Origin of the sequence: Sulfurimonas hydrogeniphila (assembly GCF_009068765.1) — a bacterium.
Classification (GTDB): Bacteria; Campylobacterota; Campylobacteria; order Campylobacterales; family Sulfurimonadaceae; genus Sulfurimonas; species Sulfurimonas hydrogeniphila.
Genome location: NZ_CP035534.1, coordinates 692,655 through 717,073, shown reverse-complemented (window position 1 = coordinate 717,073; position 24,419 = coordinate 692,655). Strand labels below are relative to the sequence as shown.

27 protein-coding genes are annotated in these 24,419 nt (G+C 37.5%); 2 read left to right on the top strand and 25 right to left on the bottom strand.

Annotated elements, in window-relative coordinates:
* Positions 1–63 precede the first annotated feature (63 nt).
* Positions 64–2,550, top strand: coding sequence for an EAL domain-containing protein (locus ETP70_RS03790; RefSeq protein WP_151899931.1), 2,487 nt, complete (start codon positions 64–66; stop codon positions 2,548–2,550).
* Here ETP70_RS03790 and ETP70_RS03785 read toward each other — a convergent pair.
* Together ETP70_RS03785 and ETP70_RS03780 are read right to left on the bottom strand one after the other, a co-directional pair.
* Positions 2,543–3,886, bottom strand: a complete 1,344-nt coding sequence (locus ETP70_RS03785; RefSeq protein ID WP_151899930.1) for a PepSY domain-containing protein — start codon at positions 3,884–3,886, stop codon at positions 2,543–2,545. The genes ETP70_RS03790 and ETP70_RS03785 overlap by 8 nt on opposite strands.
* On the bottom strand, positions 3,880–5,931 hold the full coding sequence (locus tag ETP70_RS03780; protein ID WP_151899929.1) for a TonB-dependent receptor: 2,052 nt from the start codon (positions 5,929–5,931) through the stop codon (positions 3,880–3,882). Before ETP70_RS03780 ends, ETP70_RS03785 begins: the two co-directional genes overlap by 7 nt.
* 86 nt (positions 5,932–6,017) lie before the next feature.
* Between ETP70_RS03780 and ETP70_RS03775 the strand changes: the two genes are divergently transcribed.
* Positions 6,018–6,521: an RDD family protein gene (locus ETP70_RS03775; RefSeq protein ID WP_151899928.1), complete on the top strand. Its 504-nt coding sequence runs from the start codon at positions 6,018–6,020 to the stop codon at positions 6,519–6,521.
* On the opposite strand, the gene ETP70_RS03770 is transcribed toward ETP70_RS03775, so the two are convergent.
* The 23 genes from ETP70_RS03770 to fmt form a co-directional block, all read right to left on the bottom strand.
* Complete coding sequence (locus tag ETP70_RS03770) at positions 6,505–7,227, bottom strand: tRNA 2-thiocytidine biosynthesis TtcA family protein (RefSeq protein ID WP_151899927.1); 723 nt, start codon at positions 7,225–7,227, stop codon at positions 6,505–6,507. The two genes, ETP70_RS03775 and ETP70_RS03770, sit on opposite strands and share 17 nt — an antisense overlap.
* Before the next feature lie 16 nt (positions 7,228–7,243).
* Positions 7,244–7,936: a 5'-methylthioadenosine/adenosylhomocysteine nucleosidase gene (locus ETP70_RS03765; protein ID WP_151899926.1), complete on the bottom strand. Its 693-nt coding sequence runs from the start codon at positions 7,934–7,936 to the stop codon at positions 7,244–7,246.
* Positions 7,937–7,938: 2 nt separating this feature from the next.
* The gene (locus tag ETP70_RS03760; protein WP_151899925.1) at positions 7,939–8,661 is read right to left on the bottom strand and encodes a nitrilase-related carbon-nitrogen hydrolase; all 723 of its coding nucleotides are present in this window, start codon (positions 8,659–8,661) and stop codon (positions 7,939–7,941) included.
* 1 nt (position 8,662) lies between these two features.
* Positions 8,663–9,601 (bottom strand): ACP S-malonyltransferase, encoded by a 939-nt coding sequence (gene fabD, locus ETP70_RS03755; RefSeq protein ID WP_151899924.1) that lies wholly within the window; start codon positions 9,599–9,601, stop codon positions 8,663–8,665.
* On the bottom strand, positions 9,598–10,401 hold the full coding sequence (locus ETP70_RS03750; protein ID WP_230973305.1) for a Fis family transcriptional regulator: 804 nt from the start codon (positions 10,399–10,401) through the stop codon (positions 9,598–9,600). The genes fabD and ETP70_RS03750 overlap by 4 nt, the downstream gene beginning before the upstream one ends.
* Complete coding sequence (locus ETP70_RS03745; RefSeq protein ID WP_151899923.1) at positions 10,349–10,873, bottom strand: FKBP-type peptidyl-prolyl cis-trans isomerase; 525 nt, start codon at positions 10,871–10,873, stop codon at positions 10,349–10,351. Before ETP70_RS03745 ends, ETP70_RS03750 begins: the two co-directional genes overlap by 53 nt.
* Positions 10,874–10,948: 75 nt before the next feature.
* Positions 10,949–11,854 (bottom strand): tetratricopeptide repeat protein, encoded by a 906-nt coding sequence (locus tag ETP70_RS03740; RefSeq protein WP_151899922.1) that lies wholly within the window; start codon positions 11,852–11,854, stop codon positions 10,949–10,951.
* 9 nt (positions 11,855–11,863) lie between these two features.
* Positions 11,864–12,421 (bottom strand): peptidoglycan-associated lipoprotein Pal, encoded by a 558-nt coding sequence (pal, locus tag ETP70_RS03735; protein ID WP_151899921.1) that lies wholly within the window; start codon positions 12,419–12,421, stop codon positions 11,864–11,866.
* Between the two features lie 72 nt (positions 12,422–12,493).
* Positions 12,494–13,744: a Tol-Pal system protein TolB gene (tolB, locus tag ETP70_RS03730; RefSeq protein ID WP_151899920.1), complete on the bottom strand. Its 1,251-nt coding sequence runs from the start codon at positions 13,742–13,744 to the stop codon at positions 12,494–12,496.
* Positions 13,745–13,747: 3 nt separating this feature from the next.
* A complete protein-coding gene (locus ETP70_RS03725; protein WP_151899919.1) occupies positions 13,748–14,464 on the bottom strand; it encodes a TonB C-terminal domain-containing protein in 717 nt (238 codons plus the stop codon).
* Entirely contained in the window at positions 14,457–14,846 is a 390-nt protein-coding gene (locus ETP70_RS03720) for an ExbD/TolR family protein (protein ID WP_151901492.1), read from the bottom strand. Before ETP70_RS03720 ends, ETP70_RS03725 begins: the two co-directional genes overlap by 8 nt.
* Positions 14,847–14,853: 7 nt before the next feature.
* Entirely contained in the window at positions 14,854–15,420 is a 567-nt protein-coding gene (locus ETP70_RS03715) for a MotA/TolQ/ExbB proton channel family protein (protein ID WP_151899918.1), read from the bottom strand.
* A gap of 7 nt (positions 15,421–15,427) precedes the next feature.
* Complete coding sequence (atpC, locus tag ETP70_RS03710) at positions 15,428–15,820, bottom strand: ATP synthase F1 subunit epsilon (protein ID WP_151899917.1); 393 nt, start codon at positions 15,818–15,820, stop codon at positions 15,428–15,430.
* Between the two features lie 27 nt (positions 15,821–15,847).
* The gene (atpD, locus tag ETP70_RS03705; RefSeq protein ID WP_151899916.1) at positions 15,848–17,242 is read right to left on the bottom strand and encodes a F0F1 ATP synthase subunit beta; all 1,395 of its coding nucleotides are present in this window, start codon (positions 17,240–17,242) and stop codon (positions 15,848–15,850) included.
* A gap of 11 nt (positions 17,243–17,253) precedes the next feature.
* Entirely contained in the window at positions 17,254–18,144 is an 891-nt protein-coding gene (gene atpG / locus ETP70_RS03700) for an ATP synthase F1 subunit gamma (RefSeq protein WP_151899915.1), read from the bottom strand.
* A gap of 10 nt (positions 18,145–18,154) precedes the next feature.
* Positions 18,155–19,672, bottom strand: coding sequence for a F0F1 ATP synthase subunit alpha (gene atpA / locus ETP70_RS03695; RefSeq protein ID WP_151899914.1), 1,518 nt, complete (start codon positions 19,670–19,672; stop codon positions 18,155–18,157).
* Between the two features lie 23 nt (positions 19,673–19,695).
* A complete protein-coding gene (locus ETP70_RS03690; RefSeq protein WP_151899913.1) occupies positions 19,696–20,229 on the bottom strand; it encodes a F0F1 ATP synthase subunit delta in 534 nt (177 codons plus the stop codon).
* Between the two features lies 1 nt (position 20,230).
* Complete coding sequence (locus ETP70_RS03685) at positions 20,231–20,743, bottom strand: F0F1 ATP synthase subunit B (RefSeq protein ID WP_151899912.1); 513 nt, start codon at positions 20,741–20,743, stop codon at positions 20,231–20,233.
* A 9-nt stretch (positions 20,744–20,752) separates the two neighbouring features.
* Positions 20,753–21,175, bottom strand: coding sequence for a FoF1 ATP synthase subunit B' (locus ETP70_RS03680; protein ID WP_151899911.1), 423 nt, complete (start codon positions 21,173–21,175; stop codon positions 20,753–20,755).
* Between the two features lie 84 nt (positions 21,176–21,259).
* Positions 21,260–22,108, bottom strand: a complete 849-nt coding sequence (locus tag ETP70_RS03675) for a ParB/RepB/Spo0J family partition protein (RefSeq protein ID WP_151899910.1) — start codon at positions 22,106–22,108, stop codon at positions 21,260–21,262.
* Positions 22,108–22,890, bottom strand: coding sequence for a ParA family protein (locus ETP70_RS03670; protein WP_151899909.1), 783 nt, complete (start codon positions 22,888–22,890; stop codon positions 22,108–22,110). The genes ETP70_RS03675 and ETP70_RS03670 overlap by 1 nt, the downstream gene beginning before the upstream one ends.
* Positions 22,887–23,522, bottom strand: a complete 636-nt coding sequence (locus tag ETP70_RS03665) for a biotin--[acetyl-CoA-carboxylase] ligase (protein ID WP_230973304.1) — start codon at positions 23,520–23,522, stop codon at positions 22,887–22,889. The genes ETP70_RS03670 and ETP70_RS03665 overlap by 4 nt, the downstream gene beginning before the upstream one ends.
* Complete coding sequence (fmt, locus tag ETP70_RS03660; RefSeq protein ID WP_151899907.1) at positions 23,503–24,417, bottom strand: methionyl-tRNA formyltransferase; 915 nt, start codon at positions 24,415–24,417, stop codon at positions 23,503–23,505. The genes ETP70_RS03665 and fmt overlap by 20 nt, the downstream gene beginning before the upstream one ends.
* Positions 24,418–24,419: the final 2 nt, after the last annotated feature.

Below are 24,419 nucleotides of genomic sequence, written 5' to 3'. Positions count from 1 at the left end.
TACTTTAATGTTCAATCAATGTATTATAATATATAATAGATTATAACACTGAGGAATTAAAGTATGAACCTTCTGCAAGATGTAAGAGAGTACACAGATTTAAGAATTTTATATGTCGAGAACAGACTCTCGGTAAGAAACAAAATTCATTCTCTCCTGCAAAACCTTTCTTTACATGTAACGGTAAGTGATAATGTCAAAGAGGCGCTTTCTCTTTATAAAACATACTATTCCAAACACAGTAAATATTATGATATAGTTGTCCTTAGCCTGGATTTCACAAACTCCCAGGGCATAGAACTGGCAAAAGAGATTAAAAAACAGCATGAAAATCAGGTTATTGCCCTTATAACACAAAAAGGAAGCTCTCATTTTTTTCCGGAGGCTATCGGTTTAGGAATAGACAAATATATCAGTGAACCTCTTAAAAATACAGATGATACACTGCTTGCCCTACTGGAACTTGCAAAAAAATCTCTCCTTGTACAGGAGTTGGAAAATAAAGCATTTTTGTTACTGCAAAAAGAGAAAATGATTGATGAAAATATCTTTTTGACAGTTTCGGATATTCATGGAAATATAACAAATATTTCGCAGGCCTATTTGGATTTTACAGGCTACACAAAAGAAGAAATACTTGGCAAAAACCACAGTATTTTTAAAAACCATGATATCCACAGAGAAACCATAAAAAATTTGTGGGAGACTGTCTCTGCCAATAATACCTGGGAAGGTGATTTAAAAAATACAAAAAGTACAGGTGAAGAGTATTGGGTACATGCAGTTATTACACCTTTGCATGACAAAAGCAAAAACATCATCGGTTATACCTCTTTGTTAAAAGACATCACCTATCAAAAAAGACTGGAATATTTTTCTACTCTTGACCCGATTACCTCTTTATATAACAAACAATACTTTCATAACTACCTCAAAACAGAATACAAGCATGCCATTTGGAAAGAGGAATTGTTTGCCCTCTTACTGATTAAAATCGATGATGAACCCATTGAAGATGAGACAATCCTGCAGGTATCTCATTTTTTACAAGAACTCCGAAACCCGCAAAATTCTGAATTATTTCGGATAGCACACAATGAATTTGCTCTGACTGTGCACAACAAAGAAGATGAATATATAAATGACACAGCAAAGAATATTCTTGAATTGAATACTCTAAAATCCTTACATCTTTCAGTAGGTGGCATTAATCTTGATACGTCAAAATTTTATCTTAACTGTGATGATTTATACAGCATAGCCGATGAAAACCTGCATAAAGCGCAAAAAAACACTGTGATGCTTGATGTCAACGAATATGCCATTAAAAATCTCAAAAGCCTGGATAGATTTACAAAACTTCCAAATCATACCGCACTGCATGAAGATCTTTCTCTGCTTAAAAAAGAGGCGATGCTGATAATTTTACATGTAAACCAGCTGAATGTGTTAAAAGACCTTTACGGCAATGCTGTTGTCCAGGATATCATTAGACAAAAAACCAGAGAACTGCATAATATAGTCCATGATGAAGAAGTGACCTTATATAATCTTAATTTGCAGGAATTCGCATTTTTAATCACAAATAAAAATCTTTTTGAGAAGTATTTACTTTTAATGCAGCACTCATTACTGCTTCCGACTGAAGCAGAGGAAAATGAAAGCAATGAATCTATAGTGGCTGACTTTACAGCAGGTATTGCCTACGGTATAGATACTGTTTTGGCACATGCAAACATTGCACTGCAAGAAGCACTTATTTCACAAAAAAAATACAAAATCTATAAAAACAGACAGTCCCTCAAAGATGAAAAAGCACAGAAAATTCAGAGACTTAAAGTCTATAAAACAGCACTTTACAACGGTGACATCATTCCGTATTTTCAACCTATTATAGAGGCAAAAAGCGGAAAAACTGTCAAATATGAAGCATTGGCAAGAATACAGACAAGCAGCGGTGAAATTATCTCGCCTTATTACTTTTTGGATGCGGCAAAAGAAGATAAAACATTTGAATTTTTTACACGACAGATGATGCAAAAAGTATTTAATGTCTATGCAAAAAACAATATTCAAATTTCTATCAATCTCAGTTATGAGAACCTCAACTCTGCCTCTATGCTTGATTATATAAAAAACCGTTTGGAAAAATACGGAGGGGAAAGAATTACATTTGAAATACTCGAATCAGAAGATATTGACGATTATGCTGTTGTCGAAGCCTTTATTTTATTTGTAAAAAAATACGGATGCCAAGTGGCTATTGACGATTTTAGTTCGGGCTATTCCAACTTTACAAATATTTTGAGACTGCATCTTGACTATATAAAACTCGATGGCTCACTGATAACACAGCTCAATAAAGATGAAAATATTAACAATATGGTACGGGGGATTATACAGTATGCCAAACAGGCTGATATTCGTACCGTTGCCGAATTTGTCAGCACAGAAGAACTGGCGCTGCTTGTCAAAGAGTTTGGCGTCGATTTTTTACAGGGTTATTACTATGGAGAACCGCAGGCTCCAAAGTACTATGGGCTCACTTAAAGAAAAGATACTTGAAATGCTTTCTTTTGTGTCTCCATCGTAGAAACCCGCTTACCAGCAGCAACAGCAAAGACAAAGCAGCTGCATCATTTACCCATATCCACCAGGAAGCGAAAAAACTGCCATCATGCAGTGTTAAAAGTACAGAGTAGAGTGTTGCCTCATGAAACTGTGGTAACTTTACACTCTTTTGCACAGGGCTGAAATATTCTACTCTGTTCTCTTTTTCTATAATGTCACGGAACATATGCGGTGCATTTTTTAAAATTTTAAAATGCTTTGCATCCAAAATACGGTTGGGGGCTCCCATTCCGCTGACATAGAGGCGTTTTCCTCTTCGTATCATTCTGTACGCAAAACCTCTGTTTTCCAATTGCCATTTGTTTAAATCCCTACTTTTGTAGATACCGTAACGATTCCCTATTCTATACACTTTCCCGTCGTAGTCAACAGCCCAGATGTCAGCTTTTAGAGTATTGTATATTGGTGGTAAAACTTTATGTGAAATTGTCACAGATTTCATAAATTTTCCAAGTGCTGACGCATGATCTAAAAAAATTCCGGTTGTCAATAAAATAAAAAGAGGGAATATAGAAAAAATAACAAAAATATTTGCATGTGTTTTTATCATTTTTCTTGCAAACTGTGCCTTTTGTTTAGAGCGTATCAAATACCAAATGATATATCCGCTTATACTGAGCCATAATAAAACCAGTGCCCCGTAATCATTGAGAAAAAGAGAAAGGTCTTCGTCAAAAAGTCCTCTTGCATAGTGTAAATCCCGTATAAATCTTGAAAGTTTTATATCTTCTTGCAGTGCTTCTTTTGGCAGAAGTATTTCTGTGCTTGTTGTAACTTTTCTACTCTTTATATCTACTACATACACTCTCTCTTTCTCTTCAACCGCTACCAGTTTATTTTCATATAAGGCCAAGGAGCTTATATATCTGTTTTTAAGGACCAACGGTGTCAGTTTTTTAAAATCATAGCAGTATACGCCCTGCGATGTTGCTATGTACAGTGTGTGTTTCTGCTCCCTTATCGCATTACACTGCAGAGAACTGATTTTTTCAAAATGCTTTCCTGCATCCGTGCTTTTAAACAGACCCCGTTTACCGCCCGCTATAACAGTACCGGGGTTTTTTTTATCAATATAATACGCTTCAAAAAGCCTTTTGTCCGCCTCCATACTCTTTTGCGGCACACTCTTGAAAGTTATCGTATATAAAAAACTCCATTTGTCATGATCCAGTAAAAATCCCGTAAAAGCCAAAAGAGCCAATACTGCGGCAAAACTCAATCCGACAATTTTATGAAGTTTATAGATTTTTACCATTTATACTCTAAGCCCGCATAAAACTGTCTTGGATCACCGGGTGTATAGTCTTCTCTTCCGTAGGCATACCGAGCATTGACAGCATATCTTTTATCTGTAATATTGGTAATTTTGGCAAAAACTCTTACCCTCTTTGAGTAGTTATAATTCATTTTAACATTACCGATACTGTATCCGTCATATTTCTCAACCGTATGTGCATCATCCATCCAATAGGAACCGACATATTGCCATTCGCCCTGCAGGGTAACTCCTTTGAGAGCGTCCGGCATATAAAAAAGACGTACATTTGCTATATTGTTCGGTGCTCCTGCCATTTCATTATCGCCAAGAACAGGATCATTGTCATAATTGTGTTTTGTATAGGTATATGCAACTGCCGTCTCCAGTTCCCGAGATATCTCCTCTTTGAGTGTCAGTTCTATCCCTCTGTGTATAGAACTGCCACCATTGCGGTAACCGCCGGTATTTCTATCTCGTATGATGGTATCCTCTATAGTCATATAATAGACTGCCAATTCAAAAGATGTCTTTTTGGAAAAAGATTTTTTTAATCCTATCTCGTAGGTATTTGATGTTTCGGGATCAAGGTTTATCTGTTCGTATCCTGCCTTTACAGAATACAGACGTGTTGCCTGTGGAATTCTAAAACCGTTTGCATACCGTGCATAAAGATTTAAATCCTTCGCAGGAAAATAACTCAAAGCCAGTTTGGGACTTAGATAATTATAGCTGTCATCCCTGTCTGCAGGTCTGTAATATCTTCCCGAGGCGTCATAACTGTTATCTGCGAGTTTATTATCATAACTGTAACTGTTATAGTCATATCGCAAGCCGGCACTCACAACCAGGGCACTCCACAGTTTGTATTCTGTGTGGATGTAAGGGGCTATGGCAAAATAATTTACCGTATAGTCATACAATGCCCCTGTAAGATAGGTAGCACCGCCCCATCCTGTCGTTGTAATATCAAAATCCTGATTGTATTTCAGAGAAGACTGTGTATATTCTGTATCAAAGCCAAAAACTATTTTCCCCCATTCTTTTTCATAAGTATTTCTCTGTTGCAGGCCAAAGGTATAAATTTCATTATCATTGCTTGGAAGATTTGTTTCCCAGGTTGCAACATATCTGTTTCTGTTGTAACGCAGATACGGAATCAGAGAAATTTCCAAATCATTATACCTGTAATTATTCAGTTCAACACTGACCCTCGCATAGTCAAACTTTCTCTCTACATCTGTTTTTTGCAAGGCTGTATAATAATTCGGATCATCACTTGCAGCCGTTGAGCCGTTTGTTATATTTGCATAGTTATTAAAGCTGTCAGCCTGTTGTGCCACAGTTTTAGAAAAATTTGCAATAATTTTTATATCATTATCGTCGTTCACTCTTTTGTCATAACGAAAATTGGACTCAACTCTGTCAGTTTTTGTATGCTCCCGCCAACCGTCACTGTGCATATAAGATATATTTGCACGATATCCGCTCTCTTTGTCTATAGCATCACTCACCTCCGCACTTCCTAGGCCGTATCCGTAGCTTCCGCCCATACCTTTGAGTAAAACAACCTTCTCTTTTGAAGGTTTTTTCAAGGATTGTACATCAATAGTGGCAGCAACGGCATCGGATCCATACAAAGCAGTTCCTGCTCCCTTTATCACTTCAACAGACGAAGCACTCTGAAATGTAGTATAGGCAAGCCCGTTATGATTGAAAAAACCGCTTGACTGCACAGGGATTCCGTCCTGCATAAAGAGATAATAGGGACCGGTATTCACAGGCATACGAATGGATGTCATATGTCCGATAACAGAACCGGTTTGTTCAATACGCACACCGGAAAGGGAGTTGAGCAGGTCTTTTTGAAATATAACCTGATCAAGCTCTATCTCCTTTTCCCCTTTCGTGCTTATACTCAGAGGCTGTTCTAAAACACTTTCTTTCACACCTGTTGCTATCACACTGACAGGACTGATTTCTACCACACTCTCTGCTGATGCCAACGATGCACACAAAGATAAAAACAAAATTTTTCTATTCATTACATTTCTCCCGCAAAATATGTAAAAGTGTATAGAAAAAGTGTTACATTAGTATTAAGTAAGATTTTTTACGCTATCTTTAGGGTATGAAAAAAAATATTAGATATGCAGGGTTTTGGATACGCTTTTTTGCTTCATTTTTTGATACGCTCTTTTTGGCTCTGCCTGTAGGTATCATTATTTATTTTGTAAGTGATGGCAACTGGTTTGATTTTGTACAGTACCAAAACAATATTCAAATGGCAATGAACGGGAATATACATGCTCTTGACCAACAGCCCCATACCTCTTTAACATGGGAATTTGTTTTTGAGATTTCAGTTTTGCTTGTAACAATTCTTTTTTGGGAAAAATGGCGCGGAGCGACCCCCGGGAAAAAATTTCTACATGTAAAGATAGTTGACGCCTTTACATGTAAAGATATAAACAACAAACAGGCGATTACACGTTCTTTGGCCTATATCCCCTCATTACTGTTGTTCGGACTCGGGTTTTTGATGGTGGCTTTTCGAAAAGACAAAAGAGGACTGCATGATTTAATTGCCGGAACCATTGTAATCTATGATGAAGATGCTACTCCTCACTCATAAAAAAACTATCGACTGAGATGTTTTTAAAAGCGGCATTAAGTGAAGTAAAAAGCTGAGGGTGTTCTTTTTCCATTGATGAGAGCATCTCTTTCATCTGTGCTCTTGCATAGGGCATTTTGACATCAAAACGCATGGCAGGACAGGCTTCATCGCCTATGGCTTCTATGCCGTTGTCTTCCACAAAAGCACGCAGCTGACGTTCACGCATCTGAATCAGAGGACGAATCACAACAAGCCCGTTTTGGGCTGTATATTTCGGAGCAAGACTGCGCATCTGTCCATTGTAAATAAAATTCATAAAAAAGCTCTCTGCCGCATCATCCATATGATGGCCAAGTGCAACCTTGTTACATCCCAGTTCTTTGGCAACACTGTAAAGATACCCTCGCCGCATACGGGAAAAAAAGCTGCAAAAGGAAGAATTTTTGCGAATTTTTTCTTTTGCCAAATCATAGGTCTGGGTCTCTTTTACTATATGTTCTATACCATATTCCCTGCAATGTGCGGAGAGTTTGTCAAAATTTTCACCCATTCCGTAGCTTACGGTAACGGCAATAAAATCAAAGGCAAAAGGGGCCCGGCGCTGCTGCTCTTTCATCGCATGAATCATTGTCAGAGAGTCTTTACCTCCGCTGAGTCCGACAAGAATTTTGTCCCCCTCTTCTATCAAGGAAAACTTGGCATTTGTTTTACCGAGTTTTGACATAATTTTTTTGGAAAGTTTAACCGACAAGTTTATCAACCATTTTCATAATAAATTCAGCGGATTCCACGGCACTGGTCTCTAAAAACTCATCAAAAGAAAAACTTGCATCCATGTCTGCCGCATCACTTATTGCACGAAGAATAAAAAAAGGCACATCCAAAGCATCACATACAACAGCGACACTTGCCCCTTCCATTTCCAGTGCATCTGCATGAAACGTCTCTCCAATCCAGTTTTTTCTTTTTTCATCTGCTACAAACTGATCACCCGTTGCAATAATACCTTCTTGGACATTTTTGCCCATCTCTTTTGCAACCTCTTTTGACAGGGCTGTCAGTTCTTTGTCTGCTTCAACATAAACAGCACCCTCTGGCACATATCCAAAAGGATGTCCAAAGGCTGTAATATCAAGATCGTGTTGGGCAAGTTTTGTAGCTACAATCAAATCTCCTACTTTTAGCTTTGGCGATATTGCTCCGGCAACACCTGAAAACAGAAGTTTTTGCGCTCCAAAATGTTCACACATGGTGGTTGCCGTCAATGTTGAAAATACTTTTCCTATTTTTGAATAGGCTATGACAAGATCTGTGCCTTTGTAATTTGCTTCATAATATTTGTTTCCTGCATATACAGTCGCTTTGTATTCACCTAATTTTTCTAAAATCGGTGCGATTTCTTCAGGCATTGCACCCATTATTGCTATTGTCATATTTATTCCTCGATTGTAAATGTCTGTATTGATTTTTCAAACAGTGGCAACTGATGCACTCTTTTGCCCTCTTTTTGAACGATACAGCTTCCGCCCCAAAAGCCAAGTCCGTCTTCAAATCCCACACGGTTGACAAAAAGAAGCTCTGCACGGCACTCTTTTGCAACATTGCTGATAATTCCATACCATTTGTCTTGAATATCCAAAGATTTTTCATTAAATCCGCGAGCAGGGGATGCCACAAGAACGATAATCAAGTCCGGATCAAGGCTGGTGAGTTCTTCATGCACACTGGTATGCCACAAATCCTCACAGATGAGCATCGAAACTTTTTTTCTCCCCACAACAAATGATTCAAATCTGTCACCGCCTTCAAAATAGCGTGCTTCTTCAAACATTCCGTAATTTGGCAGGTGTACTTTTATATGTTTGGAGAGAAGTTTTCCGCCGCTGTAGTACAGTGCTGTATTTCTAAAAACATTCCCGTCTTTGAGTGCTGCGCCGACAACAATATCAATATCTTTGCTCAACTCTTCAAAAACACTCAGTTCTTCAAGCAAATAGGCATCTTCAAAAAGTTTATCCTGAAGCAAATACCCACTTAAAGAGAGTTCAGGAAAGACTATAAGATCTGAACTTTCTTTGACATCATTTATCCAGACAACTGCCTCGGTAATATTTGTACGGTTTAACTTCGGTGAAGTTTGTGCAAGTGTGACTCTCATATTAAGAGCAAATTTCCTCTTTCACTTTTTGTAATGATGCCATATCTGATATATTGAGTGTTTTCAACTCTTTTGCAATTCTTCTGTTAAGACCTTTTAGTACAACTCCGTTGCCAAATTCTATGGCCAGGTCAACTTCAGGCGCTATTGCCTGAATTGACTGTTTGTATTTTACCGGTTTTACAAGCTGCTCTTTTAAAAGGTCAACTGCTTCCGCTTTTGTACTGTAGGGTTTTGTTGTAACATTTGAAATCACAGGGGCTTCAAAATTCTCTTGTATCTGTGTTTGCATAATTTCGGCAAGAGATTCCTGTGCAGGTGCCAGTATATCACAGTGTGATGCAACAGACATATTTAAAAGCAAGACTCGTTTTGCTCCTGCTTCTTTAAAAGTCTGCTCCAGTGATGCCAGGTCTTCTTTATTTCCCGCAACTACAAGTTGTCCGTCCTGGTTATAGTTGGCAGGCCATACCTGTTTGCCTTCGTTTTGTGCATCACTGCAGATTTTTTCCACACTTGCGTCATCAAGGCCGACAATTGCCATCATACCGGCATTTTTTCCTTCACAGGCTTCTTGCATAAAAGCACCGCGTTTATGCACAAGTTCTACGGCATCTACATAATCAATGGCACCTGCTGCACATAAAGCAGAAAACTCACCCAGAGAGTGTCCTAAAAAAAGTTCGGCTTTAGTGTCGGGACAGGCCTCTTTGAAAAGTCTGTATGCTATCATCTGAACAAGTAAAATTGCCGGCTGTGTATAGGCCGTCTGTCCCAGTTTTTCATTTTCTTCAAAAATAAGTTCTTTAAAATCCACACCGATTCTTTCACCGGCTTTATCAAACATTTCGCGTGCAGTTTCAGAATTTTCATAAAAATCTTTTCCCATACCAACTGCCTGAGAACCCTGTCCTGCAAATATCATAGCTATTTTTTTCATATTTTTCCTTCTATATATTTTTTATTTTCTGTTATCTTTTTTCGTAATGTGTTTCTGTTTAAACCCAGACTTTCAGCTAACTGTACCTGTGATTTAAACTTATGCAGACCTGCTTTGAGAAGCGGTACTTCATAAAGATACAAATAGTTTCTGTAATCACTCTTAGAACCAAGTTTGTCGTAAAGATAATGTTCAATAATGTCCATTAGCTCACTGTCTTGAATATCTTGAAGTAAATAATTTATCATCACCTGTCTTTTTAAAGAGATGGCATTTTGGGACAAATCAGGCTTAAAATTACTTACGTCAAAGTTACTGCACTCACCAAATAACACAATAGCTTCGCTCACAAACTTTTCGATTAATGCTTTGACATCTTCCATTCTCTCTCGTAAAGGAGGAATATTAAACTTCACACTGAAAAGTTCATCAATTGCCCGGTGGGAAAAAGAGTCTTTTGCCGTTGCTATAACTCTTACATTGTTTTCTTTTACAGCCTGTACCAAACGTTCAATATTGGGTGAATTGTCAAGATTTGTGATTATGATAGCTTGTGTGTTTTCTAACGAAAGAAGCAGCTCATCAAAATTAGATGCGTCAATTATAAATGCATCAGGGAGAATAAAAGAAGCCAAGGTCTTTTTTCCAACACCGTGTTCACCTGTAATAAGTGCATTTACCGTAAGTGTTTTTAAAAGAGTCGCTGTCTTTTTAGCCTGGGAGGAAGCCTCACAGGCAGTTAGAAATTTAGTTACATCCACAACCGCTGCCGCCACCTGTTCCACAACAACCCTCTTCATCAGAAGGTTTGTTTTCTTCCGGAACACCAGTCATTGCTTCTTCAGCAGAGGCATCTCTTACATTGTTAATGGCAACAGTGAACATTAAATCTTTTCCGGCAAGAGGATGATTAAAATCAATGACAACAGTATCATCTTTGATTTCTTTCACTATAACCTGCACAGTTCCGCCATCTTCACCCTGACCGTAAAGAGTCATGCCCTCAGTTAAATCAATTCCGGCAAACTGCTCTTTTGGAACCTCTTGCGTTGCATCTGCATTATATTCACCATAGGCATCTGCTGCTTTAACTAAAATGTCAGCTTTGTCACCTGTATTCATATCTTTGATTCCGTTTTCAAGTCCTGGAATAATTTGTCCTTTTCCGAACATAAATACCAATGGAGCTCCACCTTTGTTACTGTCTACGATTTGATCGCCATCACGTACTTCATATTCCATTGATACAATTTGATTGTCTTGAATTGCCATTATTTTACCTTTTATTTTTTTGGGATTTTATCATAATAATCTATATTATTGCTGAAAAGCATCTTTTACCCCAGTTTAGTCTAAATGTTTCTTAGCCTCTTTTGCCTCTTTTGAATGAGGATATTTTGCAATTACAGCATTGTAAAATGCCTTTGCATGTGCCTTGTCTCCTGTTTTATCCATCGCAATTGCAGTATGTAACAACAGTTTTGGCATATACGAAGCTTTGTCATACAAAGAAGCACTTTTTTTAAAATATGAAATTGCCTCTGCATAATTTTTTCTTTTAAAGTTCATCTCACCTATCATATAATGTGCATAGGCCGGTTTGTATTTTCTTTTAATGAGTTCTTTATAGTTTTGAATCGCTTTTGTATAGTATCTTTTGTCAAAATTTGCTTTTGCCTGGTTGTATAACTGCGCACTGCTTATTTTGCCCGGTTTCACACTGTTTTTTCTAGACTGCATCTCTTTTGCAATCAATGTTTTAAAATCATTGATATCTTTTACAAGAGTATTGAATGTATCTTTGCTTACATACTGAGCATTTATTTTATCTACGACTTTTGAAAGCTCAAAGATCATAGTTTGCAGTTTTGCTATCTCATCCTGATTCTTCTGTACTTTTTCAGCCAGCCTGGTTTGAAACTCATGAATATTGTCAAGATTTACTCTGTTTTGCTCTTTGAATTTTTGTAATTCTCGCTTATTTTCATGAGAGCGTACACTCAGATTCTCTACAACACTTTGTATACCGTCTACCCTTTCGCGCAATGAATCAAGTTTGCTGGCTTGTGATTTTGTATTTATGGCAACTTTTTTTAAAGTATCTTTTGTTTGCAAAATAACTTTTTCACTTTGAGTAAGTCCGTAGGGTGTCGGTGCGGTCAAGTCGCCTGCTCCGAACGCAGAAGGTTCAGAAGCAAACGATAAAGAAGAGACAAAAGTAAGAAGTAATAAAGTGCGTATATTACTTTTCATCTATAAAACTTATGGTAAAAGTTTGAAATTTACACGACGGTTTTTAGCCCAGCATTCTCTTGTGTGCTCAGTACATACAGGATTACTCTCTCCGTAACTGACCATAGAAATACGAGAAGCGTCAATGCCCTCGGCAACCAAAGCTTTTTTTACACTGTTTGCACGTTTGAGTCCAAGTGCAAAATTGTACTCATCACTTCCCCACTCATCACAGTTGCCTTCAAGTTTTATATTAAAAGACTTTGCAGTAGTTTTTCCAAGTTCTGCTGCAGTATCCACTTTCTCCTGCATGTCAGGTCTAATGTTATACTTGTCAAAATCAAAATAGACTGTAGGGAATTTTGATTCAATTGCACTGGCACTTAACTGATTGCTGTTGAGTGTATTTGAAGATGAACTAATTTCCGCATTTTCACCTGTCACAGTTTCAGTCATCACTTCTTCAACTTCTTGTGCTACCGGTGCTGTGACTTCTTCAGTCTTTGTGTCGACTGCCGGTTCTTTTGTACTACAACCACTGAAAACCAAAAGTGCTACTACAACACTTGAAAGAACTATACTTTTCATTATTTATTTCCTTGCTTTTAAAATTGATATATTATACCAAAAAAATGTAATAAGTGATGAACACTTAAAACTTTACCAGTCCATAGATTGTATTTTTCCTGATTTTAGAGGAAAAAGATAGTTTTTATTGTGCATCAGCCGAATAATGCCAATGGCACTTTGCGATTTGTAGTTTTTTATAAATATAATCGCATCACCGTCTTTGGAAAACCTTGGAAACTCATTCACTCCTGTCGCAGTGAGCCTGCGAATAAAATCGGTCTCTGTGGAGATAAGATGCAGATTAAATGTATTTGCACTAAAAGCATTTGAACTCTCACGGGCCTCATAGACTACATAATGTCCTTGCGCACTGCATGAAGAGTTTGCTTTTCCGTAATAGACCAGCTGTTCCACAAGCCCGTTGTCCAATCTTTTGGAAAACACATTGGGATAGCCTAAACGGGATGAAATAAAAATAATTTTATCATCTCCCATAAACTGTCCGTTCACATCTATTCCGCTGTATGTGGTAATTCTTTTATATTTTTTTGTCTCTGTATTGTAAAGATAAATATCCGGCTGACCGTCTCTTGCCATTGTGAGCAGCAGCTTTTTTCCGTCTTCGCTGACATCTGAACATACCATCATCCCGTCAGAAGATATAATGTTTTTCACTTTTGCAGTTTTAATGTCAACATATTTCAAAGTAGGTTCAAAAGAATCCAAAGATGTATAATAAAATGCGGTCTGTGCTTTGTTCGCCCATTTTGGAAAGATATTCAATCCGCCTGAGATGATTACATGCTGGTAAGAGAGTGTATAGTCCGCAATAATGATTTCACTTTTTTTAGGCGCAACTATACGGGAAAATATAACTTTTCTCTTCATCCATCCAACAGAAGGTTCACCCATAAACTCATTGATATCATAAGCCATTGCATGAGATATAAACATATAGATTTTTTTGTTGTTTACTCTGTATCGTTTTGAAAAGACTACTTCATTTTGGTGAAACAGAGTCATTTCAATATTTAAAGCTTTGTTGTCATCCTCAAACAGTTTATAGCGCAAAACATAATTCATATCTTTATTGGCAACAAGTACATTTGTATCATCAAAATCGGCAAACCTGTGATGTCTGTCAACATTAAATAAAGAAATAACATTTAAATCTGCTATCAAAGCTTTAAAAAAACGCAGCTTAAATGTGTCATTATAGCTGATCGACGCATCTTCAACTGCCAAGGAAGGCAAAGAGTCTGCTTTTTTCACTACTTCTATAGTTGCATCACCTGCAAAAGCAAGGCTGATTAAAATGAACAAAGAAAAAAATATTTTCAAAATCTACTCCTTAGAAATTAATATAACAATCGTTCTGCTCGGTCTGTTTTTCGGGTTAACAGGAAATACAACATCTTTTAATCGTTCTTTAATCCTGTCTGCTTCTTCATTGAGTGCTTCATTCTTAGAATAACTCAGTATTCTAAAATCAATAAGTTTACCAAAAGGGTCAAGTTCGATTACTGTTTTTACACTGTTGCCCTCACTGTTTTGCGGCACATTAAAATGTTGATAAACAATATCCTGAATTTTAGCCAAATATTCATTAACTTCATTCGCAGCAGATGTTGCTTCACTTTTTGACGGGTCATGACTTGCCTGAAGTGTACTGATCTTTTGTGTGACAGACTCTCTGTCTTCTTGTTTTGTGGGCCTGATTTTTCTTGTAATCTGTTCTATCCGTCTATTATTGTCAGTTTTTTTAACTTTTTTTACATTGTTGTCTATTTTTTTTGTCCATACATCACTGAACAGATTATTGATATCTATGTTTTTTACAACTTTTTTAGTTGCGGGAACTGTTTTGGAACTTTTCTTTTTCATCGGGTGCTTTGTATTTGTGACATTAATTGAAACAGAAATATAATTTTCTTTTTTATAGCCATATGCTTTTGTTTTGGAAGCATGAAACATCATATAAAGAAATGAGAATAAAAAAAATGCAAAAAGAAAGAGTGACAAAAAGCCACTTATGTAAAAATAACGGCTGTTGTTATCCATTTGTAGCTAAAGATACCTCAGTGAAACCTGCCTGTTTAACCGCAGCAAGCACTGACATAACTATACCATAGTCCAAACGTTTATCTGCACTGATTAATACAGTTGCTTTTTTATTTAACTTTCTTGCATACAATGAAAAGTTATCCATAAAAGCATTTAAGAGATAGTTGTCTTTATTGACTTTTATATTTCTGTCTTTGTCTATTGTTATATGCACAGGAGGAATCTTCGAGAGTTGCTCAGTTGTTGAGCCCTGCGGCAGTTTTATATTTTCTTCATATATAATATTTGGAGCGATAACCATTAAAACGACAAGCAATACAAGCATTACATCCACAAGGGGAGTAATATTAAGCTCCGGTTTTTCTTCCCAATCATACAGCACTGTTTTACGCCTTACGTGCTAAAATCGCATCACTTTGCATTTGGAGATAGCTTATAAGTTCATATGACTTTCTTTTTAAAACCTGATGGTATGTATAGGCGAATGTGGCTACAAATATACCTGAAGCGGTTGCCACTAATGCATCCGAAACGCCACTGGCAATAATTGACATACCTCCGCTGTTTTGTCCGATATGAGAAAATGTATCTAAAATAGAAACAACTGTACCAAACAGTCCGATAAAAGGAGAGGTAGAAGCAAAAATAGAAAGTACAGAAAGTCCTTTTGTCGCTTCTTTTGTCGCAGCAAGCATACCGAGTCCTAAAACTTCTTTTGAAACAACATTACTGGTTTTTATAAAATTATTTAAAAAAGAGTTTTCATTTACAGTAGTAGCTCCAAGTAAAAGTGATTCAAGAGAAGCACTTTCACTAGAAAGCCAGTTATTAAGAGAAAAATAGCGGTAAAAAAACACCCAGTTCAATACTATAAAGTATAAAGAGAGCAGTAGCAATACTCCGAGAGTCACAGGGTGGCTTTTTAGATAAAAATCTATTAAATTATTAATCATACGGTTACTATATTAACTTTTGTGCGGCAGATTCTATTTTTGCTGATACTGATGCGATAGCAGTGCTTGAATCTGCAATTTCATTAATAAGTTTTTTTGCTGCATCAAGTGCCTGCGCAATCTCAGATTCAGTTTCACCGCGAATTGCAGCAGCACCTTCAACCAAAATAACAACTTTTTCTTCATCAACTTGAACAACACCCCAGTTAACAACAATAGACTCGACTGATTTATCTTCTTTTTCGATATCTACCACGCCAGCTTCTAACAATGTAGTTAGAGATGCATGACCTGCCAGAACACCAAACTCTCCCTCTTTTCCAGGAAGAACAACACTGACAGCTTTACCATTATAGATTTCACCGTCAGGCGTTAGGATTTCAAGTTTAAATGTATCCATTACAGTCCTTTGTCTTAAGCAATATGCTTATTTATTTTTCTCATTCTTAGCAATAGCTTCATCCATATTTCCGACCATATAGAATGCACTTTCAGACATGTGGTCATAGTCACCGTTTAGGATGCCTTTGAAACCTGCAATTGTGTCTTCAAGTTTAACATATTTTCCTGGAGCACCAGTGAAAACTTCTGCAACAAAGAATGGCTGAGAAAGAAACTTCTCAATTTTACGAGCACGTTCAACAACATTTTTGTCATCTTCACTAAGTTCATCCATACCAAGAATCGCAATAATATCCTGCAAATCTTTATATTTTTGAAGTGTTTGCTGTACACCGCGAGCTACATTGTAGTGCTCTTCACCCAAAATTTGCGGATCAAGCAGTCTTGAAGTTGAATCCAATGGATCAACCGCAGGATAGATACCTTTTTCCGCAATTTTACGGTTAAGAACCGTTGTTGCATCCAAGTGGGCAAAAACTGAAGCCGGAGCAGGGTCAGTCAAGTCATCTGCCGGTACATATACTGCCTGTACAGAAGTAATTGAACCGTTTTTAGTTGATGTAATACGATCCTGCAGTGCACCCATTTCACGAGCCAATGTCGGCTGATAACCAACAGCTGACGGAATACGCCCAAGAAGTGCAGACATTTCAGAACCTGACTGCGCAAAACGGAAAATATTGTCAATAAACATCAATACATCAAGTTTTTTCTCATCACGGAAATACTCAGCCATAGTAAGACCTGTAAGCGCAATACGGTTACGTGCTCCTGGAGGCTCAGACATCTGACCGTAGCACAGTGCAACTTTGTCCAGTACGTTTGACTCTTTCATTTCATAATACAGGTCATTTCCTTCACGAGTTCTCTCACCGACACCGGCAAATACAGAAAGACCGTCATGCCCGTGTGCAACATTGTGGATAAGCTCCATGATGATAACTGTTTTACCGACACCAGCCCCTCCGAAGAGTCCGACTTTACCACCTTTTGCATATGGAGCAAGCAAGTCAACAACCTTAATACCTGTTTCAAACATCTCTGTAGTTGTTGACTGATCAACCAATGGTGGAGGATCACGGTGAATTGACCATGTTGGAGCATCAGTAACCTGCTCTCCTCCATCAATTGTTTCACCAATTACGTTAAAGATACGACCGAGTACTTTTTCGCCAACCGGAACACTGATCGGTGCACCTGTAGCTTTTGCGTCCATACCACGAACCAAACCTTCACTCATATCCATTGCAATCGTTCTAACACGACCGTCACCTAAGTGTGCTGCAACTTCTAATACCAAACGATGTTCACTACCTTCTAAATTAACATTCACTTCAATTGCTTCGTTAATTACTGGAAGATAACCATCAAAATCAACATCAACAACAGGACCCATTACCTGGCTAATTTTTCCAATCATATTTTTCTCCATTATTTCATAGACTCCACACCACTGATAATTTCTATCAGCTCTGTAGTAATAGCGGCTTGACGCGCTTTATTGTATTGTACATTTAAACTTTTTACCATCTCTTTTGCATTGTTCGTTGCTGTATCCATAGCCTGCATACGTGCAGAATGCTCTGCAGCAACTGAATCAATCAAAGAGTAGTACATATTGTAATTTACATATTTTTCAATTAAAGACTCAAGCATTTTATCTTCATCTTCTGCTTCAATTTCCATCATTGATTTTGATTCCACTTCTTTACAATCAAAATCATTTACATCAATAGGTAAAACATTGTTTACATGTAACTCTTGTGTTATCATGTTTTTATAGCCGTTATAAATAATATGAACAGCATCCGTTTTACCCTCTTTGTAATCTTCGATAGAAGTTTTTATAAATTCATCAGATCTCGTTTTATTCGGCTTAGAACTTAAGTTTATGACAGTATCAAACATTTCAACTTCATTATACTTATAGTATTCTATCCCTTTTTTACCGATTCCGCGTAAACGCACTTTTACTTTTTTCTCTTTGTACTCTTTTAGAAGTTTATTCACAGCTTTAATTGTTTGAATATTAAAACCGCCACATAAACCTTTATCTGCAGTTACAAAAATAATGTCAACCATTTTTGGGTTTTCAATTGCTGTAAAAAAGCGATTTTCCAACCCTCCAACTCTGTTGCATTCTATGCGTCCAGCTATTTCGGCAATGACCTGATTCATTTTTTGAGCATAAAGACGAGAACGTTTTGCAAGTTCTTCTGCACGGCGAAGCTTGGCAGTCGATACAAGCTTCATCGCACGAGTCGTCTTTTGAGTGTTTGAAACACTCTTAATCTGTCTTTGAATATCTTTCAAGTTTGCCATAAGTTATTCCTTAGTTAGCTACAAAGCTGGCTTTGAACTCTTCTAGTGCTTTCATCAATAGTGTTTTTGTTTCATCATCTACTTTTTTAGTACTTCTGATATTTTCAAAGATCTGAGGATATGATGCTTCTATAAACGGATACAGTTCTGCTTCAAAACGAACAACATTTGATACATCCATATCATCCAGGAAACCTTCATTTCCGGCAAATATAATAACAACCTGTTTTTCAGCAGGAAGTGGTGAAAAAGGCCCCTGTTTTAGGATTTCAACCATTCTTTGTCCACGCTCTAACTGTTTACGTGAAACTTCATCAAGATCAGATGCGAACTGGGCAAATGCCTGCAATTCTCTAAATGATGCAAGATCAAGTCTTAATGTACCTGCCACCTGTTTTGTAGCTTTAATTTGCGCAGCACCACCAACACGAGATACTGAAAGACCGACATTGATCGCAGGACGAACACCTGAATTAAACAAGTCAGTTTCCAAGAAAATCTGACCATCGGTAATAGAGATAACATTCGTAGGAATATATGCCGCAACGTCTCCGGCCTGTGTTTCAATAATAGGAAGAGCAGTTAAAGAACCGGCTCCGTTTTCGTCAGACATTTTTGCAGCACGCTCAAGCAAACGGGAGTGAACATAAAAAACATCACCAGGATATGCTTCACGACCCGGAGGACGACGAAGAATCAGTGACATTTCACGATATGCAACCGCATGTTTTGACAAATCATCATATACAATCAAACCGTGTCTTGCATTGTCACGGAAATACTCACCCATAGTAACACCGGTATACGGAGCTAAAAATTGAAGTGCAGCAGCTTCAGCAGCAGTAGCAGATACAATAATTGTATACTCCATTGCTCCGTGATCTTCCAGACGACGAACGATTTGTGCAACAGTCGACTCTTTTTGACCGATGGCAACATATATACATACAACACCGTTGCCTTTTTGGTTGATGATTGCATCTAACGCAACTGTAGTTTTACCGGTTTGTCTGTCACCGATGATAAGTTCACGTTGCCCGCGACCAATCGGAACAAGTGCATCAATTGCTTTGATACCCGTTGCAAGTGGCTCATGTACAGATTTTCTGTCCATAATTCCAGGTGCTTTTTCTTCTACAAAACGAACTTCTGTAGTATCAATCGGACCCTTACCGTCAATCGGTTCGCCAAGTGCATTTACAACACGGCCAAGAAGGGCATCCCCTACAGGAACTTTTAGAAGTGTTCCCAAACGCTTCACGCTCATTCCCTCACGAAGTTCAGGACCAGAACCGAGAATAACAACACCAACGCTGCTCTCTTCCAGGTTTAGAACCAAACCTTTTGTTCCCTCTTCAAATTCTACCATTTCTCCCGCCATAACATTGCTCAGTCCGTAAACCTTCGCAACACCATCGGCATAAGAAACAATTTTACCTGTTTCATTGATATCAACACTTAGTTCAAAGTTGTCGATACGCTCTTTAATTATTGAGCTGATTTCATCAGCTTGAATTTTTGCTACCACTATTGTTCTCCTCTCATTGAAAGTTAAATTGCTTTTATTATATGTTCTATAATTTGTCTGTCTATTCTGTCTTTAGAAAAATTAATTTCTATACCAAGACCTTCTACTTCTACTTTTATACCGTTAAAGTCATTTTTAACAAATGTCAGGCTGATAGTTACATCATACTTTTTGCCTAAGCCGGCACTCAATTCTTCTATTACTTTTGAATTGATATCTGTATCACTGTAAATAACACCTTCATAAGTTTTAGCCGCTTTTGCCAAATCACTTTTCAATTCCTGTGCAATTGCCGGAATAATATTGATACGTTTGTTTTCTACCAACAGCTTGATAAAGTTGTTGATTTTATCAGAGTTGGCACTTTTTACCGCCTCTAACAAAATCTTTGATTTTTCTTGAGCTTTTATGCTTGGGTTAGCAATAATACTGACAAACTTGTCATTTTTAAATGACTCTGCCAAGGCAGAAAATACTGTTGTCATATTTTGCATAGATGCTAAGTCAGAACCCATACCTAAAGCTTTTATGTATCGTTTTGCAATCAGTTCTTCCATATCAGGCAACCTTTTTCAAAATGATATTAGCCATAGTTTCTCTGTCAAAACTATCACTGCTTTGTTTCAATGTCTCTTTTAAGACATCTTCAACAACACTGCGAATCATTTTCTTTTCTTCAAATTCTTTTTTGAGAGCAAATTTTTTCACCATAGCTTCAATATCACTTTCTGCCTGTGCAATAATCGTGTCATTCAAAATTTTGTTCTCTTTTTTAGAAACAATCGCCAACTCTTCAGCAAACTTTTCAGCCTCAGAAATTTTTGCCAATGCCTCTTTTTTAAGAGCGATTGATTCATTCAGCTTTTCCTGAACCTTTTTCAATTCGTCAGCTATTGCCTGACTTCTTGATGCAAAGAAATTCTTTACAGGTTCCCCAACTAGATACCAAACAAGCCCGGCAAATAACAGAAAGTTTACAGTTCTTTGAACTATGTCTGTTCCTGCATGCTCGTGCCCAGATGCCAATGCATAAGTTGATATCATTAGCATTAATACTAAAATTCTACTCACATTACACCTTTATATCTGACTAAATTTAGCTTTTACAGCTTCTTTAAATACCGGAACTTGTGACATTAAGTCAGAAGTCAACTCATCTTTAGATTTTGCAAGTGATTGCTCAAACTCTAAATACTCTGCCGCGAGTTCAGCACGTTTTGATTCTAACTTACTGTCAGCTAATTCCTTAGCATCCGCGATAACTTTTTCTCTTAGGGCCGCAGCTTCCAGCTTGGCATTCATAATTATTGACTCTGCTTTTGCTTTGAGCTCATTGATTTCATTGTCATTTGATCCTACTTTTTCAAGATCTTTTTTAATGTCATCATCACGCTTTTGCATAAAAGAAAGTAATGGGTTATAAAGCCAACTGTTCAGAACGGCTATAAGGGAAACAAATACAACAAATGTAGCCAAAAGTAGTATTGGATTTATATCTAACATAGCACCTCCTAAAAGTTGCGTGATTATACTATTATAAAATTGAAACGATAGTTAAATGGAGGTATAAATTTGTTATTTGAGTGATTAGTTTCTAAAATGTGTCAAAAATTCATCAATTTCATCTTGTGATGCAAAACTGACGCTTATTTTATTTTTAGAAGCCTTTACATGGAATCCAAGTGCACTGAATTTTTCTTTTATCTGTGTAAAATCATAATCGGTATCGCTCTTTTTGACAGACTCAGTTGGTGCAGGCTCTACATTTTTCATGTTTTTTATCATAGCTTCAACTTCGCGTACACTCAGTTTCTGCCCTATAATCGAATTGAGTATCAGCTGCTGGTCTTTTTCATTTAACCCAACCATTACTTTTGCATGTCCTGCTGAAATCTTTTTTTCAACCAGTGCCTTTTGTGTCTTTGGAGCAAGCTGCAGCAGACGCAGAGTATTTGTTATATGGGTTCTGCTTTTATGAATAATATTGGCAAGTTCGTCATGTGTTACATCATGCAGCTTTATAAGTTCTGTATATGCCTCTGCCAGTTCTACAGCATTTAATTCTTCTCTTTGAATATTTTCAATCAACGCGAATTGCCGCATTTTTTGTTCATCAGAGTTGAGAACTACTGCCCGTATCTCTTTGAGTTTTGCAAGCTTTGAGGCGCGTAGTCGCCGCTCTCCTGCAATTAAGATATAGCCGTCAATATCTTCTGTTACAACTATAGGCTGAATCAGTCCGTCATTTTTTATGGATTCGGCAAGTTCCAGAAGAGCAGTTTCGTCAAAGGATTTTCTTGGCTGAAAAGGATTCGGTCGGATATCTTTGAGCGGAATCTCCAATACAGCATCATACTGGCTTCCTTCATTTTCATATGCTTCGTCTATTTCTCCAAGAAGAGCGTCCAGCCCTCTGCCTAGTTTTTGTGACTTCATTATCGTATAATCGCCTGTGCTAAATTTTGGTATGCAATAGAACCGCTTGATTTTACATCATACAAGATTGCAGGTTTTCCGAATGACGGAGATTCTGCAAGTCTTACATTTCTCGGTACCACTATATATTTATCTGCAGCATCTTTAAACAGTTTGCCTTTAAAATGCTGACGCAAATCTGCAAATACCTGTTTGGACAAATTGTTTTGTGATGAAAACATAGTTGGAAGAAAGCCTCTTACCGCAAGTTTCGGATTAATTGATTTTCTTACCAACTTGACAGTATTGAGAAGCTGTGCCAACCCTTCAAGTGCAAAAAATTCACACTGTATCGGAATAATGACCGAGTTTGCCGCTGAAAGTGCATTGATCGTCATCGGACCAAGCGCCGGCGGAGAATCTATAATAATATAATCATACTCTTTTTGTACATTTGCAATCGCTTTTTTCAAAACAAGTTCACGCCCTTTGGCTTTGTCTGCATCATAATACTCTTTTTCTATTCCCACAAGACCTATGTTTGAAGGTGCTAAATGCAGGGTAGGCAGGTCTGATTTGAGAATAATTTCTTTGAGCTTTTTTGTACCTATAAGCACATGATAAATATTAAACTCATAATCATTTCTGTGAAAGCCCAATGATGTCGTGGCATTTGCCTGCGGATCTGAGTCAATCAAAAGCACTTTTTTTTCTGCAACAGCAAGTGACGCTGCCAAGTTTACAGCGGTAGTCGTTTTGCCTACTCCGCCCTTTTGATTTGCAATTACTATTACTTCACTCATCGCCTGCTGTATATCCTCTCACCATTTATATTCAAACTGCCATCACTCTCGAGTACACAAGACTCAAGTGATATTTTTTTACCATCACTATGGGTAAAAAACTCCTTGTTGTTTTCAAATTCTAACTTATATTTGCTAAAAACTTGCTTCCATAAAACCTTTTTTTCTATATTTTTCAAATATGCTGCAATTAATATTTTTCTGTTGAGCGTAATATCCAATGATGCAAAGCCCTGTGGTGCTGTTACAAGGTTTATTCCCACACCGCAGACAAGTGTATCGTCTACTCTGTTTGTAATCATTCCGCCTGTTTTTTTTGTACCGATATAAAAATCATTCGGCCACTTTAAAAAAACTTTTGAACCAAATTCAGATAAAGTTTCTTTGAGCAGATAAGAAAAGTACAGTGACACAGATTCTAATTTTAAATCATGAGGCAATTGTTCTGTATCGAGTGCAAAGGACAAAAAAAGATTTCCTTTTTGGGAACTCCATTCGTTGTTTCGACTGCCGATTCCCTTTGTCTGAATATCTGCAACCACAGCCACAGGAGCAGTCAGCTTCTTGTTTTTCAACTGTTCTTTTAAAAAAAGCTGCGTTGATGGCAGTGTATTATAGTAATGTATCTTCAAGTCCGAGTCTTTTCCCGTTAATATAAGAGATAACATCCATCTCTTTTTTTGACTGTGGCTGTACCTTATAAATACGAAGAGCCCCCTGCTTACATGTAACGACAATACTTTTTTTGTCTATTGCAGTTATTTTGCCGGCATCAGCATGTTCTTCATCTTTTTTTTCAAGCTGTATCTCTTTTAGTTTCAGTCCGCTTGCAAGATAAATTCCCGGCCATGGTGTAAAAGCACGGTATTTGTTATAAATCTCCTGCGCATTGTCAAAAACAACTGCACCGTCTGCTTTTGTTATTTTTTTACAATAAGAAGCATGCGCATCATCCTGTTTTTTGGGCGTATATGTATGAAAATTGCGCAGCACATCTATCGTCAGATCAGCAGCAGTCTGTGTAAGCTTTTCAAACAACTCTTCAACCATCATCTCCTCACCGACAGAGACTTTCTCGATTTTTAAAATGTCACCCGTATCGAGCCCCTCTTCCATAAGCATGGCAGTTACACCGGTTGCCTTGTCACCGTTTAACAAGGTTTGCTGTATCGGGCTTGCTCCGCGATATTGCGGTAAAACCGAAGCGTGAAGATTGATACAGGGTGCATGATCTAAAATTTCTCGTGGTAAAATCTGCCCGTATGCGGCCACCACTATAAAATCACAGGGAATTTCCAGAATCTCTTTTACAGTTTCCTCATCCCGAAGTTTTTTTGGCTGATAGAGCGGAATGTTATGCTCTTGCGCAGTAAGCTTCACAGGAGGAGGCGTAAGTACTTTTTTGCGCCCGACAGGTTTGTCAGGCTGTGTATAGACGGCAACAACATTTATATCTTCTGTTGCTATTACTTTTTGAAGAATTTTCTGGGCATACTCAGGTGTCCCCATAAATATTATATTTTTCATTG

Bases quoted from the DNA above. Each gene is read 5' to 3' on its own strand.
- fmt (WP_151899907.1), bottom strand. From the start codon at position 24,417: ATGAAAAATATAATATTTATGGGGACACCTGAGTATGCCCAGAAAATT.
- ETP70_RS03740 (WP_151899922.1), bottom strand. From the start codon at position 11,854: ATGAAAAGTAATATACGCACTTTATTACTTCTTACTTTTGTCTCTTCT.
- ETP70_RS03765 (WP_151899926.1), bottom strand. From the start codon at position 7,936: ATGACAATAGCAATAATGGGTGCAATGCCTGAAGAAATCGCACCGATT.
- atpG (WP_151899915.1), bottom strand. From the start codon at position 18,144: ATGGCAAACTTGAAAGATATTCAAAGACAGATTAAGAGTGTTTCAAAC.
- atpD (WP_151899916.1), bottom strand. From the start codon at position 17,242: ATGATTGGAAAAATTAGCCAGGTAATGGGTCCTGTTGTTGATGTTGAT.
- ETP70_RS03775 (WP_151899928.1), top strand. From the start codon at position 6,018: ATGAAAAAAAATATTAGATATGCAGGGTTTTGGATACGCTTTTTTGCT.
- ETP70_RS03670 (WP_151899909.1), bottom strand. From the start codon at position 22,890: ATGAGTGAAGTAATAGTAATTGCAAATCAAAAGGGCGGAGTAGGCAAA.
- ETP70_RS03690 (WP_151899913.1), bottom strand. From the start codon at position 20,229: ATGGAAGAACTGATTGCAAAACGATACATAAAAGCTTTAGGTATGGGT.
- ETP70_RS03675 (WP_151899910.1), bottom strand. From the start codon at position 22,108: ATGAAGTCACAAAAACTAGGCAGAGGGCTGGACGCTCTTCTTGGAGAA.
- pal (WP_151899921.1), bottom strand. From the start codon at position 12,421: ATGAAAAGTATAGTTCTTTCAAGTGTTGTAGTAGCACTTTTGGTTTTC.
- ETP70_RS03680 (WP_151899911.1), bottom strand. From the start codon at position 21,175: ATGTTAGATATAAATCCAATACTACTTTTGGCTACATTTGTTGTATTT.
- ETP70_RS03760 (WP_151899925.1), bottom strand. From the start codon at position 8,661: ATGAGAGTCACACTTGCACAAACTTCACCGAAGTTAAACCGTACAAAT.
- ETP70_RS03715 (WP_151899918.1), bottom strand. From the start codon at position 15,420: ATGATTAATAATTTAATAGATTTTTATCTAAAAAGCCACCCTGTGACT.
- ETP70_RS03780 (WP_151899929.1), bottom strand. From the start codon at position 5,931: ATGAATAGAAAAATTTTGTTTTTATCTTTGTGTGCATCGTTGGCATCA.
- ETP70_RS03770 (WP_151899927.1), bottom strand. From the start codon at position 7,227: ATGTCAAAACTCGGTAAAACAAATGCCAAGTTTTCCTTGATAGAAGAG.
- atpC (WP_151899917.1), bottom strand. From the start codon at position 15,820: ATGGATACATTTAAACTTGAAATCCTAACGCCTGACGGTGAAATCTAT.
- ETP70_RS03725 (WP_151899919.1), bottom strand. From the start codon at position 14,464: ATGGATAACAACAGCCGTTATTTTTACATAAGTGGCTTTTTGTCACTC.
- fabD (WP_151899924.1), bottom strand. From the start codon at position 9,601: ATGAAAAAAATAGCTATGATATTTGCAGGACAGGGTTCTCAGGCAGTT.
- ETP70_RS03750 (WP_230973305.1), bottom strand. From the start codon at position 10,401: ATGAAGAGGGTTGTTGTGGAACAGGTGGCGGCAGCGGTTGTGGATGTA.
- ETP70_RS03785 (WP_151899930.1), bottom strand. From the start codon at position 3,886: ATGGTAAAAATCTATAAACTTCATAAAATTGTCGGATTGAGTTTTGCC.
- ETP70_RS03745 (WP_151899923.1), bottom strand. From the start codon at position 10,873: ATGGCAATTCAAGACAATCAAATTGTATCAATGGAATATGAAGTACGT.
- ETP70_RS03790 (WP_151899931.1), top strand. From the start codon at position 64: ATGAACCTTCTGCAAGATGTAAGAGAGTACACAGATTTAAGAATTTTA.